The sequence below is a fragment of the Epilithonimonas sp. genome (genome assembly GCF_032054305.1).
Taxonomy (GTDB): Bacteria; Bacteroidota; Bacteroidia; order Flavobacteriales; family Weeksellaceae; genus Epilithonimonas.
On record NZ_DAMBSX010000009.1, the window covers coordinates 56,206 to 70,776 of the forward strand.

The 14,571-nt window shown below is 36.5% G+C and carries 15 protein-coding genes; 9 read left to right on the forward strand and 6 right to left on the reverse strand.

Annotation, left to right across the window (positions count from 1 at the left end):
- Nucleotides 1-2: 2 nt before the first annotated feature.
- Nucleotides 3-560 (reverse strand): sigma-70 family RNA polymerase sigma factor, encoded by a 558-nt coding sequence (locus tag RTX21_RS17285; RefSeq protein ID WP_312769688.1) that lies wholly within the window; start codon nt 558-560, stop codon nt 3-5.
- A 140-nt stretch (nt 561-700) separates the two neighbouring features.
- Between RTX21_RS17285 and RTX21_RS17290 the strand changes: the two genes are divergently transcribed.
- The 7 genes from RTX21_RS17290 (at nt 701) to glmM (ending at nt 7,436) form a co-directional block, all read left to right on the forward strand.
- A complete protein-coding gene (locus tag RTX21_RS17290) occupies nt 701-1,450 on the forward strand; it encodes a DUF2520 domain-containing protein (RefSeq protein WP_312769689.1) in 750 nt (249 codons plus the stop codon).
- Nucleotides 1,451-1,508: 58 nt separating this feature from the next.
- Nucleotides 1,509-2,408 carry a GLPGLI family protein gene (locus RTX21_RS17295; RefSeq protein WP_312769690.1) on the forward strand — a complete coding sequence of 300 codons (900 nt, stop codon included), beginning with the start codon at nt 1,509-1,511 and terminating at the stop codon, nt 2,406-2,408.
- 98 nt (nt 2,409-2,506) lie between these two features.
- A complete protein-coding gene (locus RTX21_RS17300; protein ID WP_074235714.1) occupies nt 2,507-2,761 on the forward strand; it encodes a FeoA family protein in 255 nt (84 codons plus the stop codon).
- Nucleotides 2,761-4,794, forward strand: a complete 2,034-nt coding sequence (gene feoB, locus RTX21_RS17305; protein ID WP_312769691.1) for a ferrous iron transport protein B — start codon at nt 2,761-2,763, stop codon at nt 4,792-4,794. Before RTX21_RS17300 ends, feoB begins: the two co-directional genes overlap by 1 nt.
- A 7-nt stretch (nt 4,795-4,801) precedes the next feature.
- Entirely contained in the window at nt 4,802-4,945 is a 144-nt protein-coding gene (locus tag RTX21_RS18040) for a FeoB-associated Cys-rich membrane protein (RefSeq protein WP_409414994.1), read from the forward strand.
- A 39-nt stretch (nt 4,946-4,984) separates the two neighbouring features.
- On the forward strand, nt 4,985-5,983 hold the full coding sequence (locus RTX21_RS17310) for a DUF4421 family protein (protein WP_312769694.1): 999 nt from the start codon (nt 4,985-4,987) through the stop codon (nt 5,981-5,983).
- Nucleotides 5,984-6,053: 70 nt separating this feature from the next.
- Nucleotides 6,054-7,436, forward strand: coding sequence for a phosphoglucosamine mutase (gene glmM, locus RTX21_RS17315; protein ID WP_312769696.1), 1,383 nt, complete (start codon nt 6,054-6,056; stop codon nt 7,434-7,436).
- Nucleotides 7,437-7,715: 279 nt separating this feature from the next.
- On the opposite strand, the gene RTX21_RS17320 is transcribed toward glmM, so the two are convergent.
- The 3 genes from RTX21_RS17320 to RTX21_RS17330 all read right to left on the reverse strand — a co-directional run bounded on the left by RTX21_RS17320 (nt 7,716) and on the right by RTX21_RS17330 (nt 11,076).
- Entirely contained in the window at nt 7,716-8,951 is a 1,236-nt protein-coding gene (locus tag RTX21_RS17320; RefSeq protein ID WP_312769697.1) for an MFS transporter, read from the reverse strand.
- Nucleotides 8,952-9,211: 260 nt separating this feature from the next.
- Entirely contained in the window at nt 9,212-9,577 is a 366-nt protein-coding gene (locus RTX21_RS17325; protein ID WP_312769699.1) for a hypothetical protein, read from the reverse strand.
- A complete protein-coding gene (locus tag RTX21_RS17330; RefSeq protein WP_312769701.1) occupies nt 9,574-11,076 on the reverse strand; it encodes a GH3 auxin-responsive promoter family protein in 1,503 nt (500 codons plus the stop codon). The genes RTX21_RS17325 and RTX21_RS17330 overlap by 4 nt, the downstream gene beginning before the upstream one ends.
- A gap of 346 nt (nt 11,077-11,422) precedes the next feature.
- Here RTX21_RS17330 and rplU point away from each other — a divergent pair, with 346 nt between their 5' ends.
- Both rplU and rpmA read left to right on the forward strand, forming a co-directional pair.
- Nucleotides 11,423-11,818, forward strand: coding sequence for a 50S ribosomal protein L21 (gene rplU, locus RTX21_RS17335; RefSeq protein WP_312769703.1), 396 nt, complete (start codon nt 11,423-11,425; stop codon nt 11,816-11,818).
- A 28-nt stretch (nt 11,819-11,846) separates the two neighbouring features.
- Entirely contained in the window at nt 11,847-12,104 is a 258-nt protein-coding gene (rpmA, locus tag RTX21_RS17340) for a 50S ribosomal protein L27 (RefSeq protein ID WP_007842221.1), read from the forward strand.
- A 69-nt stretch (nt 12,105-12,173) separates the two neighbouring features.
- Here rpmA and RTX21_RS17345 read toward each other — a convergent pair whose 3' ends face one another.
- Nucleotides 12,174-12,914 (reverse strand): YebC/PmpR family DNA-binding transcriptional regulator, encoded by a 741-nt coding sequence (locus tag RTX21_RS17345; RefSeq protein WP_312769706.1) that lies wholly within the window; start codon nt 12,912-12,914, stop codon nt 12,174-12,176.
- A 106-nt stretch (nt 12,915-13,020) separates the two neighbouring features.
- Nucleotides 13,021-14,511, reverse strand: a complete 1,491-nt coding sequence (locus RTX21_RS17350) for an OmpA family protein (RefSeq protein WP_312769708.1) — start codon at nt 14,509-14,511, stop codon at nt 13,021-13,023.
- Between the last annotated feature and the right edge of the window lie 60 nt (nt 14,512-14,571).

Consider the following 14,571-nt stretch of genomic DNA (forward strand, 5'->3'; position numbering starts at 1 on the left):
ACTTAAAACTCTTCTGAGTAATTATCTTTTATATATTGTTCAACCTTATCTTTTGCGTAGTGATAATTGGTTTTCAGAGTTCCGACCGACATATCCAATATCTTCGAAATCTCTTCATAGGGCAAATCATCATAATATCGCATATTGAAGACCAGTTTTTGCTTTTCCGGCAAAGTCTGTATCGCTTTTTGGAGCAATATCATAATCTCTTCTCCATCTTTCCCATCGCTATCAGCAACCAGATTCTGCATATGATATTCTGCATCTTCGTCTGTTTTCTTCATTCGGTTCATCTTGTTGAGCTGCTGCAAAGATTCGTTGGTTGCGATTCTATAGAGCCAAGTGTACAATTTGCTATCGCTCTTGAACTGATGAATGTTCTGATACGCCTTGATAAAGGTATCCTGTAAAACATCCTGCGCCTGGTCATGATCAACAATCAATCGCCTGATATGCCAATAAAGACGACTCTGATAGATATCCATCATCGCGCGCAAACCTTTCTCTACAGTCTGAGGTGCAGTTAAAAGCTTTACAATTTCCTCATCCTTGAGCTTCATTCAGATGTTTCGTTGTTTTGATTAAAAAATAAGACCAAAGTTAAATTATTTTTTCAATTTTCTTTGAAAAACCTCAATCCAAAATCAAGCCTTTTCTATTAATAAGTCATTTCAATTTATCAAATTATTACCTTTGTTAGATGCAAACAGTAATTATCGGTTCGGGAAATGTCGCTTATCATTTAGCAAAAGCTTTTACCCAAAATAATATTAAAGTTCATCAAATTTTTGGGCGAAATGAAATTGAATTAAAAAAAATATCTGAAGAATTCAATATTCCTTTTTCGACTGAGAAATTGGAAGATGCCGATTTTTATTTGATTTCTGTTTCAGATTCTTCGGTTGAAGAAGTTTCAGAATTAATTAAAAAAGAAAATACTTTGGTTGCTCACACTTCCGGCTCGCTTCCAATGGAAATCTTGAAAGGCAATTACAGAAAAGCAAGCTTCTATCCTTTGCAAACTTTCTCAAAAACCAAAAATCTCGATTATTCCAAAATTCCTTTTTTCATAGAAGCTGAAAATCAGATTGATGAAAAATCATTATTTGAATTGGCTTCGATTATTTCCGAAAATGTTGAAACTTCGGATTATGAAAAAAGAAAATACATCCATTTGACCGCAGTTTTTGCCTGTAACTTTGTTAATCATCTTTTCGCAAGAGCGAAGGAAATTTCGGATTCTCAGGACTTAGATTTTAATTATTTTATCCCTTTGATTGATGAAACTATTGAGAAAATCCATCATCTGGAGCCAAAATCTGCGCAAACAGGGCCTGCCGTAAGAGGCGACAAAAGAGTTCTAAAGATTCACGAAGAATTGATTACCGACGAAGAACATTTGAAAATCTATCAATTGATGAATGAATCAATCAAAAAAATGTATCAATAATTCTGTAACATTTTTCAGAATCCTGCACTAATTAGTCAGAAACAAGAAATAAAAAAATATGAAATCTCTCAAAAAATTAGTCATTCTTCCTTTGTTATTATTAGGATTAATGGTTTCTGCACAAGAAACAGCTAATCGTTTCTTTTATGAATTAAGTTTCAAGCCAAAAAAAGATTCGGCAAAAATTGATAAAGTAATGGCAACGCTTGATATTGTGAAAGATAAATCAATCTATCAGGATTTTACCATCACAGCTCAAGATTCTATCATCAAAATGGCGGTGGAAGAAATGCAGAAAAGCAAAACATGGAAAGACTTATCGAAAACGATAAAAATGCCAAAATTCGCTTTCAAGATATATAAAATCTATCCTGATATGAAAGAGCAATATGTGGATAGAATCAGCAAAAATCTTTTCGCTTACGAGGAAACAATAAAATTTGACTGGAAAATCCTTTCTGACAAAGAAAAAATCGGAGAATACAACACACAAAAAGCAACAACAGAATTCGGTGGCAGAAAATGGACAGCTTGGTTTTCAACAGACATTCCTTTCCAGGATGGACCTTACAAATTCTACGGACTACCTGGATTAATCGTGAAAATTGAGGACGAGGGCAAAAATTACTCCTGGTTATTATCCGGAAACAAATCTGTAAAAGACTGGAAGGAGTTTTCTTATGTAGAAGAATTACAGGCACAATCCGGAATGATAAGTAATGAGAAAAAAATAATTCCGAAAGATAAGTTTGACAAAGCTTACTCCGCCTACAAACAAGACCCAATGGCAGAATGGAGAGCTCAAGTTCCGCAAAATATGCTAACGATGAAAATGCCAGGAAGCGATATGACAATTGGAGAAATGATGAAGAATCAGGAAAAAATCGCCAAAGATTTCTTTAATGCTAATGACAACCCGATAGAAGTGGTACAAGTCACAGAGAAAAAGAAAAAATAAATAAGAAACCGGAAATTAAATTTCCGGTTTTTTTGTGACAAACATCTTATTTAGATTAATTTGAAATAAGCTATCTTTGTAGTCCAAAAATTTTAGTCTTGCAAACAAAACACATCGATAAGCTCTGTTGTTTTCCGAAAAATAAAATCGGGAAAATTCTTGGTTACGACAACGAAAACCTTCAGATGCCAACCAAAATAATCGAAATGGGATTGCTTCCGGAAACTACATTCAGAGTTCTTTATCAGGCTCCTTTTAATGGACCTCTTTATATAGAATACGGTTCGGATAAAACCAGAATCGCCCTGAGAGAAGCAGAAGCAAGATTTATTCAGGTAGAAGTTTCGGAGTAATGCAGGAGAAAAAACAAAAACAAATTCTGTTGGTAGGAAATCCCAATGTCGGGAAATCCACCCTTTTCAATATTCTTTGTAACAGAAAACAAAAAACGGGAAACTACGCTGGTGTTACGGTTGCAAGCCATTCCGGAAATTACATTTACAAAAATGAGGAAATCGAGGTTATCGATTTGCCTGGTTCTTACAGCATTTACCCAACTTCCGAAGATGAAGCTATTTTTTCCCGCTATCTGATTCAGGAGCAGGAAAATTATTCCGGCGTCGTTTATATCGCAGACGCGATTAATATGCGAAGAAGTCTGTTGTTGTTTCAGCAGATTCAGGATTTGGGAATTCCGGCGATTATGGTTGTCAATCAGATTGATGAGGCGGAAAAACGCGGCATCACAATTGACACAAAAAATTTATCCGAGATTCTGAATATTCCGGTTTTTGAAACCAACGCTAAAAATAATATTGGAATAGAAACGGTTCGTGAGGCGGTTTTTAATAATGATTTCAAAATTGCAGAGACCAACTCTTTCGAAATTCCATTAGAACAAAAATCTTTGGTTTATAAGATTTCCTCTAATACATCTGAAAAGAACTTATACAAAATCTGGACACTTTTAGCGGCGGATACTTATCTCGGGAAAATTGAAAACATCCACGAGATTATCACTCAGGAAGACACCAAATGTAGTGTTCCAAAAAGATTACAAATCACAGAAACGGTAAGACGTTATCAGAATATTGATAAAATTACTTCCGAAATCACGGAGAAAAAACCACAGCTAAAAGAATTATTAACGGAAAAATTGGACAAAGTTCTGGTTCATAAAGTTTGGGGTTACGTCGTTTTCTTATTAATTCTATTATTGATTTTCCAGAGTGTTTTCTTCCTTGCAGAATATCCAATGACTTGGATTGAGGATTTCTTCACTTGGTTATCAGAGTTTTCAGGCGAACATCTTCCGGAAGGACCAATCAATTCGTTGGTTTCCAGCGGAATTATTCCAGGAATTGGTGGGATTCTAGTTTTTGCACCACAAATCGGGATTTTGCTTTATTTCCTTTATTTGTTAGAAGATTCTGGATATATGGCGAGAGTTGTTTTTTTGATGGACAGGATGCTAAGACCTTTTGGATTGAACGGAAAAAGTATTGTTCCATTGGTTTCCGGAACAGCTTGTGCAATTCCGGCGATCATGTCGACCAGAAACATCGAAAATGTCAAAGAAAGATTGATCACCATTCTCGTAACGCCTTTTATGACGTGTTCTGCGAGACTTCCGATTTACAGTATTATTATTGGATTGATTATTCCCGACGAGAGTTTTTACGGCATCAAATACAGAGCGATTACCTTAATGATAATGTATCTGTTAGGATTCTTGATGGCATTATTGTCTTCACTAATTCTGAAAAATTTCATCAAAACCAAAATCAAAAGTTTCCTGGTAATGGATTTGCCAACTTACAAAATGCCGTTGTTTGGTTATGATTTCAAATTAGTTTTGGGAAAAGTCTGGGAATTTATTTCCGGTGCTGGAAAAGTGATTTTTACGGTCAGCATTATTCTTTGGGCCTTGAGTTATTTTGGCCCGCCACAACATAATAATGAAGTTTTAGCAACAGATTCTTCGCTCGACCATTCTTATCTGGGAAGAATCGGAAGGACGATGGAACCCGCGATTGCGCCACTCGGCTACGACTGGAAAATGGGAATCGGAATCCTGACAAGTTTTGCAGCAAGAGAAGTTTTCGTCGGAACATTATCTACACTTTACAGTTTGGACGATGAAGCACCGGAAGGAAAATTAATTGAAAAAATGAGATTGGACATCAAACCGAATGGCGAAAAGGTTTTCAGTTTTGCAACAGGTGTCTCGATTTTGATTTTTTATGCATTCGCAATGCAATGTATTTCCACCATTGCCGTTGTTTACAGAGAAACAAGAAGCTTGAAATGGACAATGTTACAAACCGTTTCAATGACAATCTTGGCATACTTCTCGGCGTTGATTGTTTATCAAATTTTGAAGTAATTTTAAAATGGACAATTCTCTAATTATACAATATATTATCGTCGGCGTTATTGTTTTAGTGGCCGTTTATGCGATTGTCCGAAAACTCTCAAAAACGTTTTCCAAGAAAGATAACGGAAAAAACTGCGGCCCGGATTGTGGTTGTTCTTAAAACAAAAAAAGTTCGTATTTTAGACTTAGAAACTCATCAATGCGAATTCTCACTTTTATTTTGCTCAATTTCTGCATATCAACATTTGCACAGAATGACAGCATTAATAAGAATGTGATTTCGTATGATGAAAAAATCATCCTTCGTTTCAATCTTAACACAAACATTGATAATTATGTGATTTCTTCTAGGGAATTAGACATCAAACCCAGACTGAATCTCAATAATAAAATCAACACCACTTTCGGGATAGATTATAAATTCATCAATGCGACTATTTCTTTTGCACCTGATTTTCTTCAAGGAAACAATAACGATTTGAAGGGCAAAAGCAGTTTTACTAATTATACTTTCAGATTCTTTCCGAAGAATATTATCCAGACTCTTTCTTATAAGAATAGTAAAGGTTATTATATCAGCAATACACGCGATTTCGTGAGTGATTGGCAAAAAGGAAAAGACGTTTATTTGACATTTCCGGATTTGAGGATTCAAAGTTTGGGTGGTTCTACTTCCTATATTTTCAACAAGAATTTTTCTCTGAAGGGAATTTATTATCAAAAAGAATGGCAGGAAAACAGCAGTGGAAGTTTTGTGCCGTCGCTCAACTATGATTATGTAATTTTTTCAGACCAATTAAATTCAATAAAATCTCGCGAGCATCAGCTAAATTTGAATTTTGATGTCGCCTATTATTACAATTATGTAGTGACAAAGCATTTTAACATTGCTCCTTTTGCCTTTGCAGGACTAGGAAAAAAATGGAGCAATTACAAATCAGACATCACAAAATCTGAGAAAGAGAAACAAAACTTTTTCACTCAAAACTTCGGTGCAGGTTTGCATCTTGGCTATAATTCTGATAAATTTTTCTTTGGTTCGAAGTTCAATTATTCTGGTAATCATTATGAGGACAATGGTTCTAATATTACCAATAATGATTTCTATGTTCTGTTTTTTCTCGGTTATAGATTAAATGCACCTGCAAAAGTGAAAAAAGTCTATGAAAAAATACAGGATAAAATCCCTGCACTTTGATACGAATTCGAAAATCATAATCACATCTTTTTAATACATTTGCAATCAGAAAAAACCTTAAAACTATAAAATGTCATTAATAAAATCAATCTCCGGAATCCGAGGAACAATCGGCGGAAAAGTCAATGATAATCTGACACCGCTGGATGTGGTAAAATTTGCTTCTGCATTCGGAACTTGGCTACAGAATAATAAAAACAAAAAAGATTTGACTTTGGTTATCGGTCGCGATGCGAGGATTTCCGGTCAAATGGTTTCTTCTTTGGTCGCTTCCACCTTGCAAGGTCTTGGAATCAATGTGGTAGATTTAGGTCTGTCTACAACGCCAACTGTTGAAATTATGGTCCCGGAACTTAAAGCTGATGGCGGAATTATTCTGACTGCTTCTCACAATCCAAAACAATGGAACGCTTTGAAATTATTGAATGACAAAGGCGAATTCATCAACGGAGAGAATGGTGCTGAAGTTTTGGCGTTGGCAGAATCTGAAGATTTTGATTATGCAGAAGTGGATGATTTGGGGAAATATGAAACCAGAGATGATGCTTTTGATATTCACATCAAGCAAATCCTTGACTTACCAACTGTGAATGTTGAAGCGATAAAAGCTAAGAAATTCAAAGTGGTTTTGGATGCTGTAAATTCAACTGGCGGAATTTCTATTCCACCGCTTTTGGAGAAACTGGGCGTTGAAGTCGTAAAGCTTTATTGCGAACCAAACGGCCATTTTCCGCATAATCCGGAACCTTTGAAGGAACATTTGGGTGACATCTGCGAACTGGTCATCAAAGAAAAAGCAGATATGGGAATCGTAGTTGACCCTGATGTTGACAGACTCGCTTTGGTAGATGAAAAAGGCGAAATGTTTGGCGAAGAATACACTTTGGTTGCCGTTGCAGACTACCTTTTGAAAAATAAAAAAGGTGTAACAATCTCCAATCTCAGTTCTAGCCGAGCTTTGAGAGATGTTGCAAAAACCCATAAGTCCGAATATTTTGCAAGTGCGGTTGGAGAAGTGAATGTCGTTAACCTGATGAAGGAAAAAAATGCCGTAATCGGAGGTGAAGGAAACGGTGGCATCATCTATCCGGAACTTCATTACGGGCGTGACTCTTTGGTTGGTATCGCATTGTTTTTAACACATTTAGCTAAAGAAAATAAAACAGTTTCTGAACTGAGAGCAGGTTATCCGGCTTATTTTATGGGCAAAAAGAAAATCGAATTGACGCCGGAAATCGATGTTGATGCTTTGCTGGTGAAAGTTCAGGATGAATTTAAAAATGAAGAAATCTCTACCGTTGACGGTGTGAAAATCGATTTTGCTGAAAACTGGGTTCATTTGAGAAAATCTAATACGGAACCGATTATCCGGATTTACACCGAAGCTTTTTCGCAGGAAGAAGCAGATAAATTGGGCGATGATATGATTGCGAAAATCAGAAGTTTGATATAAAATTCAAGGAAGCAAAATTTGCTTCCTTTTTTATTTAGTTACAATCGCGCTTGTTTTAAACAGAAGTAGTTTGTTTTTTGTTCCAAACATTTTGCGGGAAACAAAAGTCATTCGTATTTGGTTACAGACAACCTTGTTTTAGACTTCCGTACTTTGTATTTTGTTTCAAACAACTTGCGGGAAACTTCCGTAGTCCTTCTTTGGTTAGAGACAAGTTTGTTTTAAACCTCCGTAGATTGCATTCGGTTTCAAACACAATGTTTGGAGGTTTTGCAGATTTTAATACTCCATTTTCCTCAACTTCTTAGAAGTTGCTCCGATAAACAATGCTGTCAAAACCGTCATCGCTCCGCCAAAAACAACAGAACGCACAACGCCCATCAGCTTCGCTGTCAATCCACTTTCAAATTGCCCCAATTCATTACTCGACATTATGAAAATCGAATTGACGCTCAGAACACGTCCACGGATATCTTCCGGCGTTTTTAATTGCACAATTGTTCCTCGTATCACTACGCTGATTCCGTCCAGCATTCCGCTTAGAACCAAGAATGCGAATGACAGCCAATATAGTTTTGACAATCCAAATCCGATAATACATAACCCAAATCCAGTTGCCACAAAAAGCAATATTTTCCCTTGATTTTTTCTTAATGGAACCAGAGAAAGCGTAATGATAATCAACATTGAGCCAATATCAGACGCCGCATTCAGCAATCCAAAACCTTCCGACCCGACTTTCAGAATATCACTAGCAAAAACCGGAATCATCGCCACTGCACCACCGAAGAGAACGGCAAACATATCCAGCATCTGAGCACCCAGAATTTCCTTCGTTTTATAGATATAAGCCAGACCTTCCTTCATACTTTCGAATACCTTGATATCCTTGTTTTTGTTTTCAGAATGTTGTTGGTTAATCGTCCAGAAAAACAAAGAAGCGAGAATCATACTACAAACAATCACCACCAAAGTCCATTTTATGGTAATCATTGCAATCAAAAATCCTCCCAGGGCGTGACCAGAAACCGAAGCTATCAAAAAAGTCGCTTGATTCAATGTCACCGCATAAGGCAGATTTTCCTGCTTCACAATCCTCGGAATCATAGACGGAACAAGCGGCCCCAGAAACGAACGGGAAATGCCCGTAAAAAAGATGACCGCATAAATAAAGTAAGTGATCTCGTGTCCCGTAAAATGAATTTTGTGCCCTAAAAATGCGGGAATCAAAAGCAAACTAATCAGAATGACATACGCATAATTACAAATCAAAAGTAATCTTTTCTTCTCATTCATATCGATAATATGACCGGCATAAAGCGCACAGGAAACGGCAGGAATCACCTCCGAGAGACCAATCAACCCGATAGAAAACGGATCCTTTGTCAATTGATAAACCCACCAGCCAAGAAGTGTTGCGAGCATTCTGAAAGCAATAATCAGAAAAAATCTCCCTGTAAGTAGATGACGAAATTCTATATTTTTTAAAACGCGGAGTGGTGTAAAAGAAATCATTATGCAAAAGTAGTCGTTGCCTGTCAATTACATCCCAATAATCCTGTAAAATTTTGGAACCTATTGACTTCAACAATTGTTTTGGGGCAATTCCCGCTGTCCGCTATAGGTTTTTTGTTTTTTCAAAATTTGTCATTCTGAGCTTGTCTCAGAATCCAAAACAAAAAAAGATGCCCTTAGTCAGAAAGATTTTTTTATAACAAAACATTCCAGCCCTTATCGGACTGGAATATTCTGAATTTACATCTAAAATCTATGTTCTAATAATAGTAATAATTATCAGTAGAATTGTTAACCAGTGAAACGATCAATGCAACAAATGCAGTTACGCCAGCAACAGAACCAACTACGATAGCAGTTGTCCCTCCAGGGTTGCTTTTCTTAATGGTTTTAATATTCTCTTTAGCGATGGTAATTTCCTGGTTGTTAGAAACTCCCACGATCTTATTTTCTTCTACAGCGGAAACCCTCACTTTGTTTTTAGGCTTGTTGTATTCATAAAATGTATAGTTCTTTCCCGTTTTGATAGAGGAAAAATCATTTTTATTTACGCTATTTTTATAGATAGTCGTGGTACAAGATTGTAAAAGGAAAAGGATAGAAATAATAAAGGAAAAAGTTCTCATTTTAAATTTAGTTTTTCCAAATATACTGCAATTTTTCTATCGTTTGCAAGCCTTGGGATTTTATTTTGTCCTCCTAGTTTCCCTTCAGATTTCGCATAATACTGAAACGCATTCTTCTTGAGTTTTGTAATGACCAATGGCTGCAGAATATTTCCTGAAATTAGATCATCATAATAAGTATTCCGTTGTCTAAGTTGAAAATCCAGTTCAGATTTGAAAGTTTCAAAATTTTCAGGTTCTTTTTCAAACTCGATGAACCATTCGTGGTAAGGCAAACCTTCTGCAGGATTGACTTGTGGTGCAAGATGAAACTCTGTAATCTGAGCAGGAAATTTCTCAACTGTTGCCTTCAAAGCTTCTTCCACTTCAAACGCAATCACGTGTTCCCCAAAAGCCGAAGTAAAATGTTTCGTTCTGCCGGAAACTAAAATTCTGTACGGATTTTTATCTATGAACCTTACAACATCTCCAATCGAATATGCCCAAAGTCCTGAATTGGTCGTCAGAATCAACGCATAATCTTTGTTCAGCTCAACATCTTTTAATGTCGATCTTTCTGCATTGGATTTTCCATATTGTTCGAGTGGGATGAATTCGTAGAAAATTCCATGATTGGTCAAAAGCAATAATCCTTCTTTTGTATAATCATCCTGAAAAGCAAAGAAACCTTCTGACGCTGGAAAAGTTTGGACAATATCAACTGGTTTTGCAAGCAATTCGTTCATCTTTTCACGGTAAGGTTCATAATTAACGCCGCCTGTAATTATCAGTTGAAGATTAGGGAAAATTTGGGTTATTTTTTTTCCTTTTCTTTCAATGAGTTTTTCGAAATACATGATGAGCCAAGGCGGAATTCCGGAAATCAAGGTCATATTTTCGTTCTCGGTTTCTTCTACTATTTTATCGATTTTGGTTTCCCAATCTTCGATGCAATTGGTTTCCCAACTTGGCAGTCTGTTTTTCTGGAGATAATTCGGGATGTGATGAGCAACGATTCCTGATAATCTTCCTGTTTTTACGCCATTGACTTCTTCCAATTCGGGAGAACCTTGAAGGAAAATCATTTTTCCATTGACAAAATCCGCATTATTTTTTTTCTCAATGTAATGGAAAATCGCACTTTGGGCAGCCGCAACCTGAAAAGGCATTGCTTCTTTGGAAATCGGAATATATTTGGAACCGGAAGTTGTTCCGGAAGTTTTGGCGAAATATTCCGGTAATCCCGGCCAGAGGATTTTAGCTTGTCCTTTTTTGACTTTCTCGATATAAGGTTTCAAATCTTCGTAATCTGCAACAGGAACTTTATTTTGAAAATCTTCAATGGTTTTGATATTTTCAAATTGATGTTCTCTTCCAAATAATGTTTTTTCGGCTGTTTTGACCAGATCTAAAAGCAATTCCTGCTGATTCTGAATCGCATTGGTTTTAAAATTTTTGGATTTTTCGATATGTTTTTTCGCCCAGATGAGCGCAATATTTTTCTTGATGAAATTTAGCATTGATGAAATTTTCAATTGTCAAATTTATGAACAATTCTTTATGTATAATTAATTACAAGTACAATCTTTGTCATTCCGTAGGAATCTCAGCAGTTTAGATTCTTACGGAATGACAAAACTATATTTTTATGCTGACTATTTGTTTTTATGTTAAAATCCGCAGCCCGACTTGAGCGGAAATCCTTTTTACGCAACGAAGTGGAGTGAAAAGATTGGAGCGGAAGGCGGATTAAGCTGCCCAAATCAATATTAAATATCAGGCAATTAAATATTTGCAATTAATGTTGTAATTTACAAACAAAATGTTTACTTTTGCACCTCGAATAATTATAAAAATTTATAAACAATGTTTGCAATTGTAGAAATAGCAGGGCTTCAATACAAAGTTGAGCAAAACCAAAAGTTGTTTGTGAACCGTTTGAAAGGAGATAAAGGCGCAAAAGTTTCTTTTGACAAAGTTCTTCTTACTGTGAATGGTGCAGTAACTGTAGGTGCCCCGGCTGTAAGCGGTATCACCGTAGATGTAGAAATTCTTGACCACGTTCAGGCTGACAAAGTAATCGTTTTCAAAAAGAAAAGAAGAAAAGGTTATGCTAAGAAAAATGGTCACAGACAGCAATTAACTCAAATTTTGGTAACTGGTATTACTGGATTTGACAGTGCGAGAAAAGAGGCTAAAAAAGCTGCTCCTAAGAAAGCTGCTAAAGCTGAAGTAACAGAAACCAGCGAAACAGCTGAATAATTTTTAATCCAAAAAAGCTTAAAATAAAATGGCACACAAGAAAGGAGTCGGTAGTTCCAAAAACGGTAGAGAATCTCACTCTAAAAGACTAGGTGTTAAGATTTTCGGAGGTCAAGAAGCTATTGCCGGTAACATCATCATCAGACAAAGAGGTACGCAACATCACCCAGGTGAAAATGTTGGTATGGGTAAAGACCACACTTTGTTTGCATTGGTAGACGGTAAAGTAGTTTTCAGAAAGAAAGCCAACAACAGATCTTTTGTTTCTGTTGAACCAAACGCATAATCAACAGCGTTTTATAAAATAAAAAATCCCGGCTTTTCAGTCGGGATTTTTTATGTTTGGATTTTTAAATTACATTGATTCCAATTGTTCTTCTGTGAACTCCATATTGTGAAATACATTCTGAACATCGTCATCTTCCTCAAAGCGCTCCAGCATCTTCATATTGGCTTTGAACTGGTCGTCGGTCATTCCTTTTGTATTGTTAGGAATTCTCTGTAATTCGGCACTTTTTGCCTCGATTCCAAGCTCATCAAGCTTATGAGACATAGAACCGAAATCTTCGAATGCTGTTGTAATTAATACTTCATTTTCGTCCTGGTCAATTTCTTCTGCACCACCGTCAATCATTTCCATTTCAAAATCATCCCATTCAGATTTGATTTGAGACTTTTCAATGGTGAAAATACCTTTTCTGTCGAAGATAAAAGCTAACTCCCCATTCTTACCTAAGTTACCGTCGAACTTGTTGAAAATCGCTCTGACATTGGCTACAGTTCTTGTTGGATTATTAGTCGTACATTCTACAAAGAATGCTACGCCGCCTTGTCCATAACCTTCGTAAGTGATTTCCTCATAGTTTTCCGCATCTGCACCACTTGCCTTTTTTATAGCTCTTTCGACGTTATCTTTTGGCATATTGGCTCCTTTGGCATTTTGTATACATCTTCTTAAGGCAGGATTGGATTCCGGGTCTGTCCCGCCGGCTTTTACTGCCAGTGCAATATCCTTTCCTATTTTGGAAAATGTTTTGGCCATCTTATCCCATCTGGCCATTTTTGAAGCTTTTCTATATTCGAACGCTCTTCCCATTTTGTGATTAATTTTATTTGTACAAAAATACTGAAATCCGAAAACAAAAAAAAATACCTCCAATAGAATTGGAGGTATTTATATTTAGAAAATTAATTATTTAAAATTATTTTTTCTTTTTAGCTGGAGCTTTTTTCTTAGCTGGAGCTTTTTTCTTAACTTTTACTGGAGTTGGATCATCGTAGTCTCTTTTCTTAAGAGCATTCCATTGTGCAGCATCTTCGATAGCTGTTACAACTACTTTTCTGTCAACTTGTCTTTCAGCATCAGTTGCAGTAGCAGGAACAGTAGCTTTAGCTTTACCTACTCCGATAGATTTAAGAGCGGTAGGATCTACACCTCTTGAGTCTAAAGCAGCAACTACAGAAGCAGCTCTTTCTCTAGATAATTTCAAGTTGTAAGCTTCAGAACCTTTAGCATCTGTTCTACCTTCTAATAGATAGTTACCTCCGTCTTTTTTGATTAATTCAGCAGCAGCATCTAAAGCACCTTTAGATTCAGCTTTGATAGTCGCTTTATTGAAATCGAAGAACACACCTCCAAAGATTTTCTCAGCCTCTTCAGCAGTTACTCTCTTAGGTTTAGGACAACCTTGGTATTCTTTCAATCCAGGAACTGTAGGACAAGCATCATCTTTGTCTAGTACTCCGTCTCCGTCTGTATCTGGCCAAGGACAACCTTTGTTTTCAGCTGGACCAGGAACATCAACACAAGCATCATCTTTATCTAATACTCCGTCTCCGTCTGTATCTGGCCAAGGACAACCATTATTTTCTTTTGGACCCGCTACATCTGGACATTGATCATCCTTATCTGGAACTCCATCACCATCTGTATCAGGACATCCTTGGAATTCTGGTAAACCTGGTGTGTCAGGACAAGCATCTTCCTTATCTGGGATTCCATCTTTATCTCTATCAGTGTTACCAAATCTGAACAACAATGAAGCAGAAGCTTGCCAGAAGTTAGCAACATTAGATTTATCAACCGGAGTTGTTACATAATCTCCTTGAACACCTAAACCGAAGTTTTTAGTTACCCAAAGATTAATACCAGCACCTGTACTAACTGTAAAGTGATTTGCTTTCCCAGTCAAGTTACCATCTTTATCATAAGCACCATAATACTCACCTCTTGTATCAGTTGCAGGGAAAGACAATCCTGTATAATCATGTCTCAAGTAGTTAGCACCAACTCTCAGGTAAGGATCGAACCAAGATTCTTCATCCCACAAAAGACCAGCTGCTTTGAACTGCACCCCAAGACCTGTTTGAAGGAAAAATTCCTTGTCCATAGAAAATCTCTTATTCTCAACATTCCCCACAGTAGTTTGCCAGTCAAGCACAATACCTTTGCTAAGGCTTCTCGCAACTGTCAATTTAGAAAGTGGTGGTGTAATAGAATATTTGGAAACACCAAACAAGTTGTCTTTAAAATTGTTGAATGACCAAGTATTGCTGAAATTACCTCTCTGAGCAACGTGATTCACTCCATGAGCACCTACTCCAATAACCCACGGGTTAGAAGTAGTTTGTGCGAAAACAGTAGAGGCAACAGTAAGCGCCAATGCTGAAATTCCTAATTTTAGATTTTTCATAGAATTAAATGATTAAATAATTGATAATGCAAAATAAATATAATTTTTCTTTATAAACAA

What these genes read in the sequence shown, in the direction of transcription:
- RTX21_RS17285 (WP_312769688.1), bottom strand. Translation starts at nt 560, where the DNA reads ATGAAGCTCAAGGATGAGGAAATTGTAAAGCTTTTAACTGCACCTCAG.
- RTX21_RS17290 (WP_312769689.1), top strand. Translation starts at nt 701, where the DNA reads ATGCAAACAGTAATTATCGGTTCGGGAAATGTCGCTTATCATTTAGCA.
- RTX21_RS17295 (WP_312769690.1), top strand. Translation starts at nt 1,509, where the DNA reads ATGAAATCTCTCAAAAAATTAGTCATTCTTCCTTTGTTATTATTAGGA.
- feoB (WP_312769691.1), top strand. Translation starts at nt 2,761, where the DNA reads ATGCAGGAGAAAAAACAAAAACAAATTCTGTTGGTAGGAAATCCCAAT.
- RTX21_RS18040 (WP_409414994.1), top strand. Translation starts at nt 4,802, where the DNA reads ATGGACAATTCTCTAATTATACAATATATTATCGTCGGCGTTATTGTT.
- RTX21_RS17310 (WP_312769694.1), top strand. Translation starts at nt 4,985, where the DNA reads ATGCGAATTCTCACTTTTATTTTGCTCAATTTCTGCATATCAACATTT.
- glmM (WP_312769696.1), top strand. Translation starts at nt 6,054, where the DNA reads ATGTCATTAATAAAATCAATCTCCGGAATCCGAGGAACAATCGGCGGA.
- RTX21_RS17320 (WP_312769697.1), bottom strand. Translation starts at nt 8,951, where the DNA reads ATGATTTCTTTTACACCACTCCGCGTTTTAAAAAATATAGAATTTCGT.
- RTX21_RS17325 (WP_312769699.1), bottom strand. Translation starts at nt 9,577, where the DNA reads ATGAGAACTTTTTCCTTTATTATTTCTATCCTTTTCCTTTTACAATCT.
- RTX21_RS17330 (WP_312769701.1), bottom strand. Translation starts at nt 11,076, where the DNA reads ATGCTAAATTTCATCAAGAAAAATATTGCGCTCATCTGGGCGAAAAAA.
- rplU (WP_312769703.1), top strand. Translation starts at nt 11,423, where the DNA reads ATGTTTGCAATTGTAGAAATAGCAGGGCTTCAATACAAAGTTGAGCAA.
- rpmA (WP_007842221.1), top strand. Translation starts at nt 11,847, where the DNA reads ATGGCACACAAGAAAGGAGTCGGTAGTTCCAAAAACGGTAGAGAATCT.
- RTX21_RS17345 (WP_312769706.1), bottom strand. Translation starts at nt 12,914, where the DNA reads ATGGGAAGAGCGTTCGAATATAGAAAAGCTTCAAAAATGGCCAGATGG.
- RTX21_RS17350 (WP_312769708.1), bottom strand. Translation starts at nt 14,511, where the DNA reads ATGAAAAATCTAAAATTAGGAATTTCAGCATTGGCGCTTACTGTTGCC.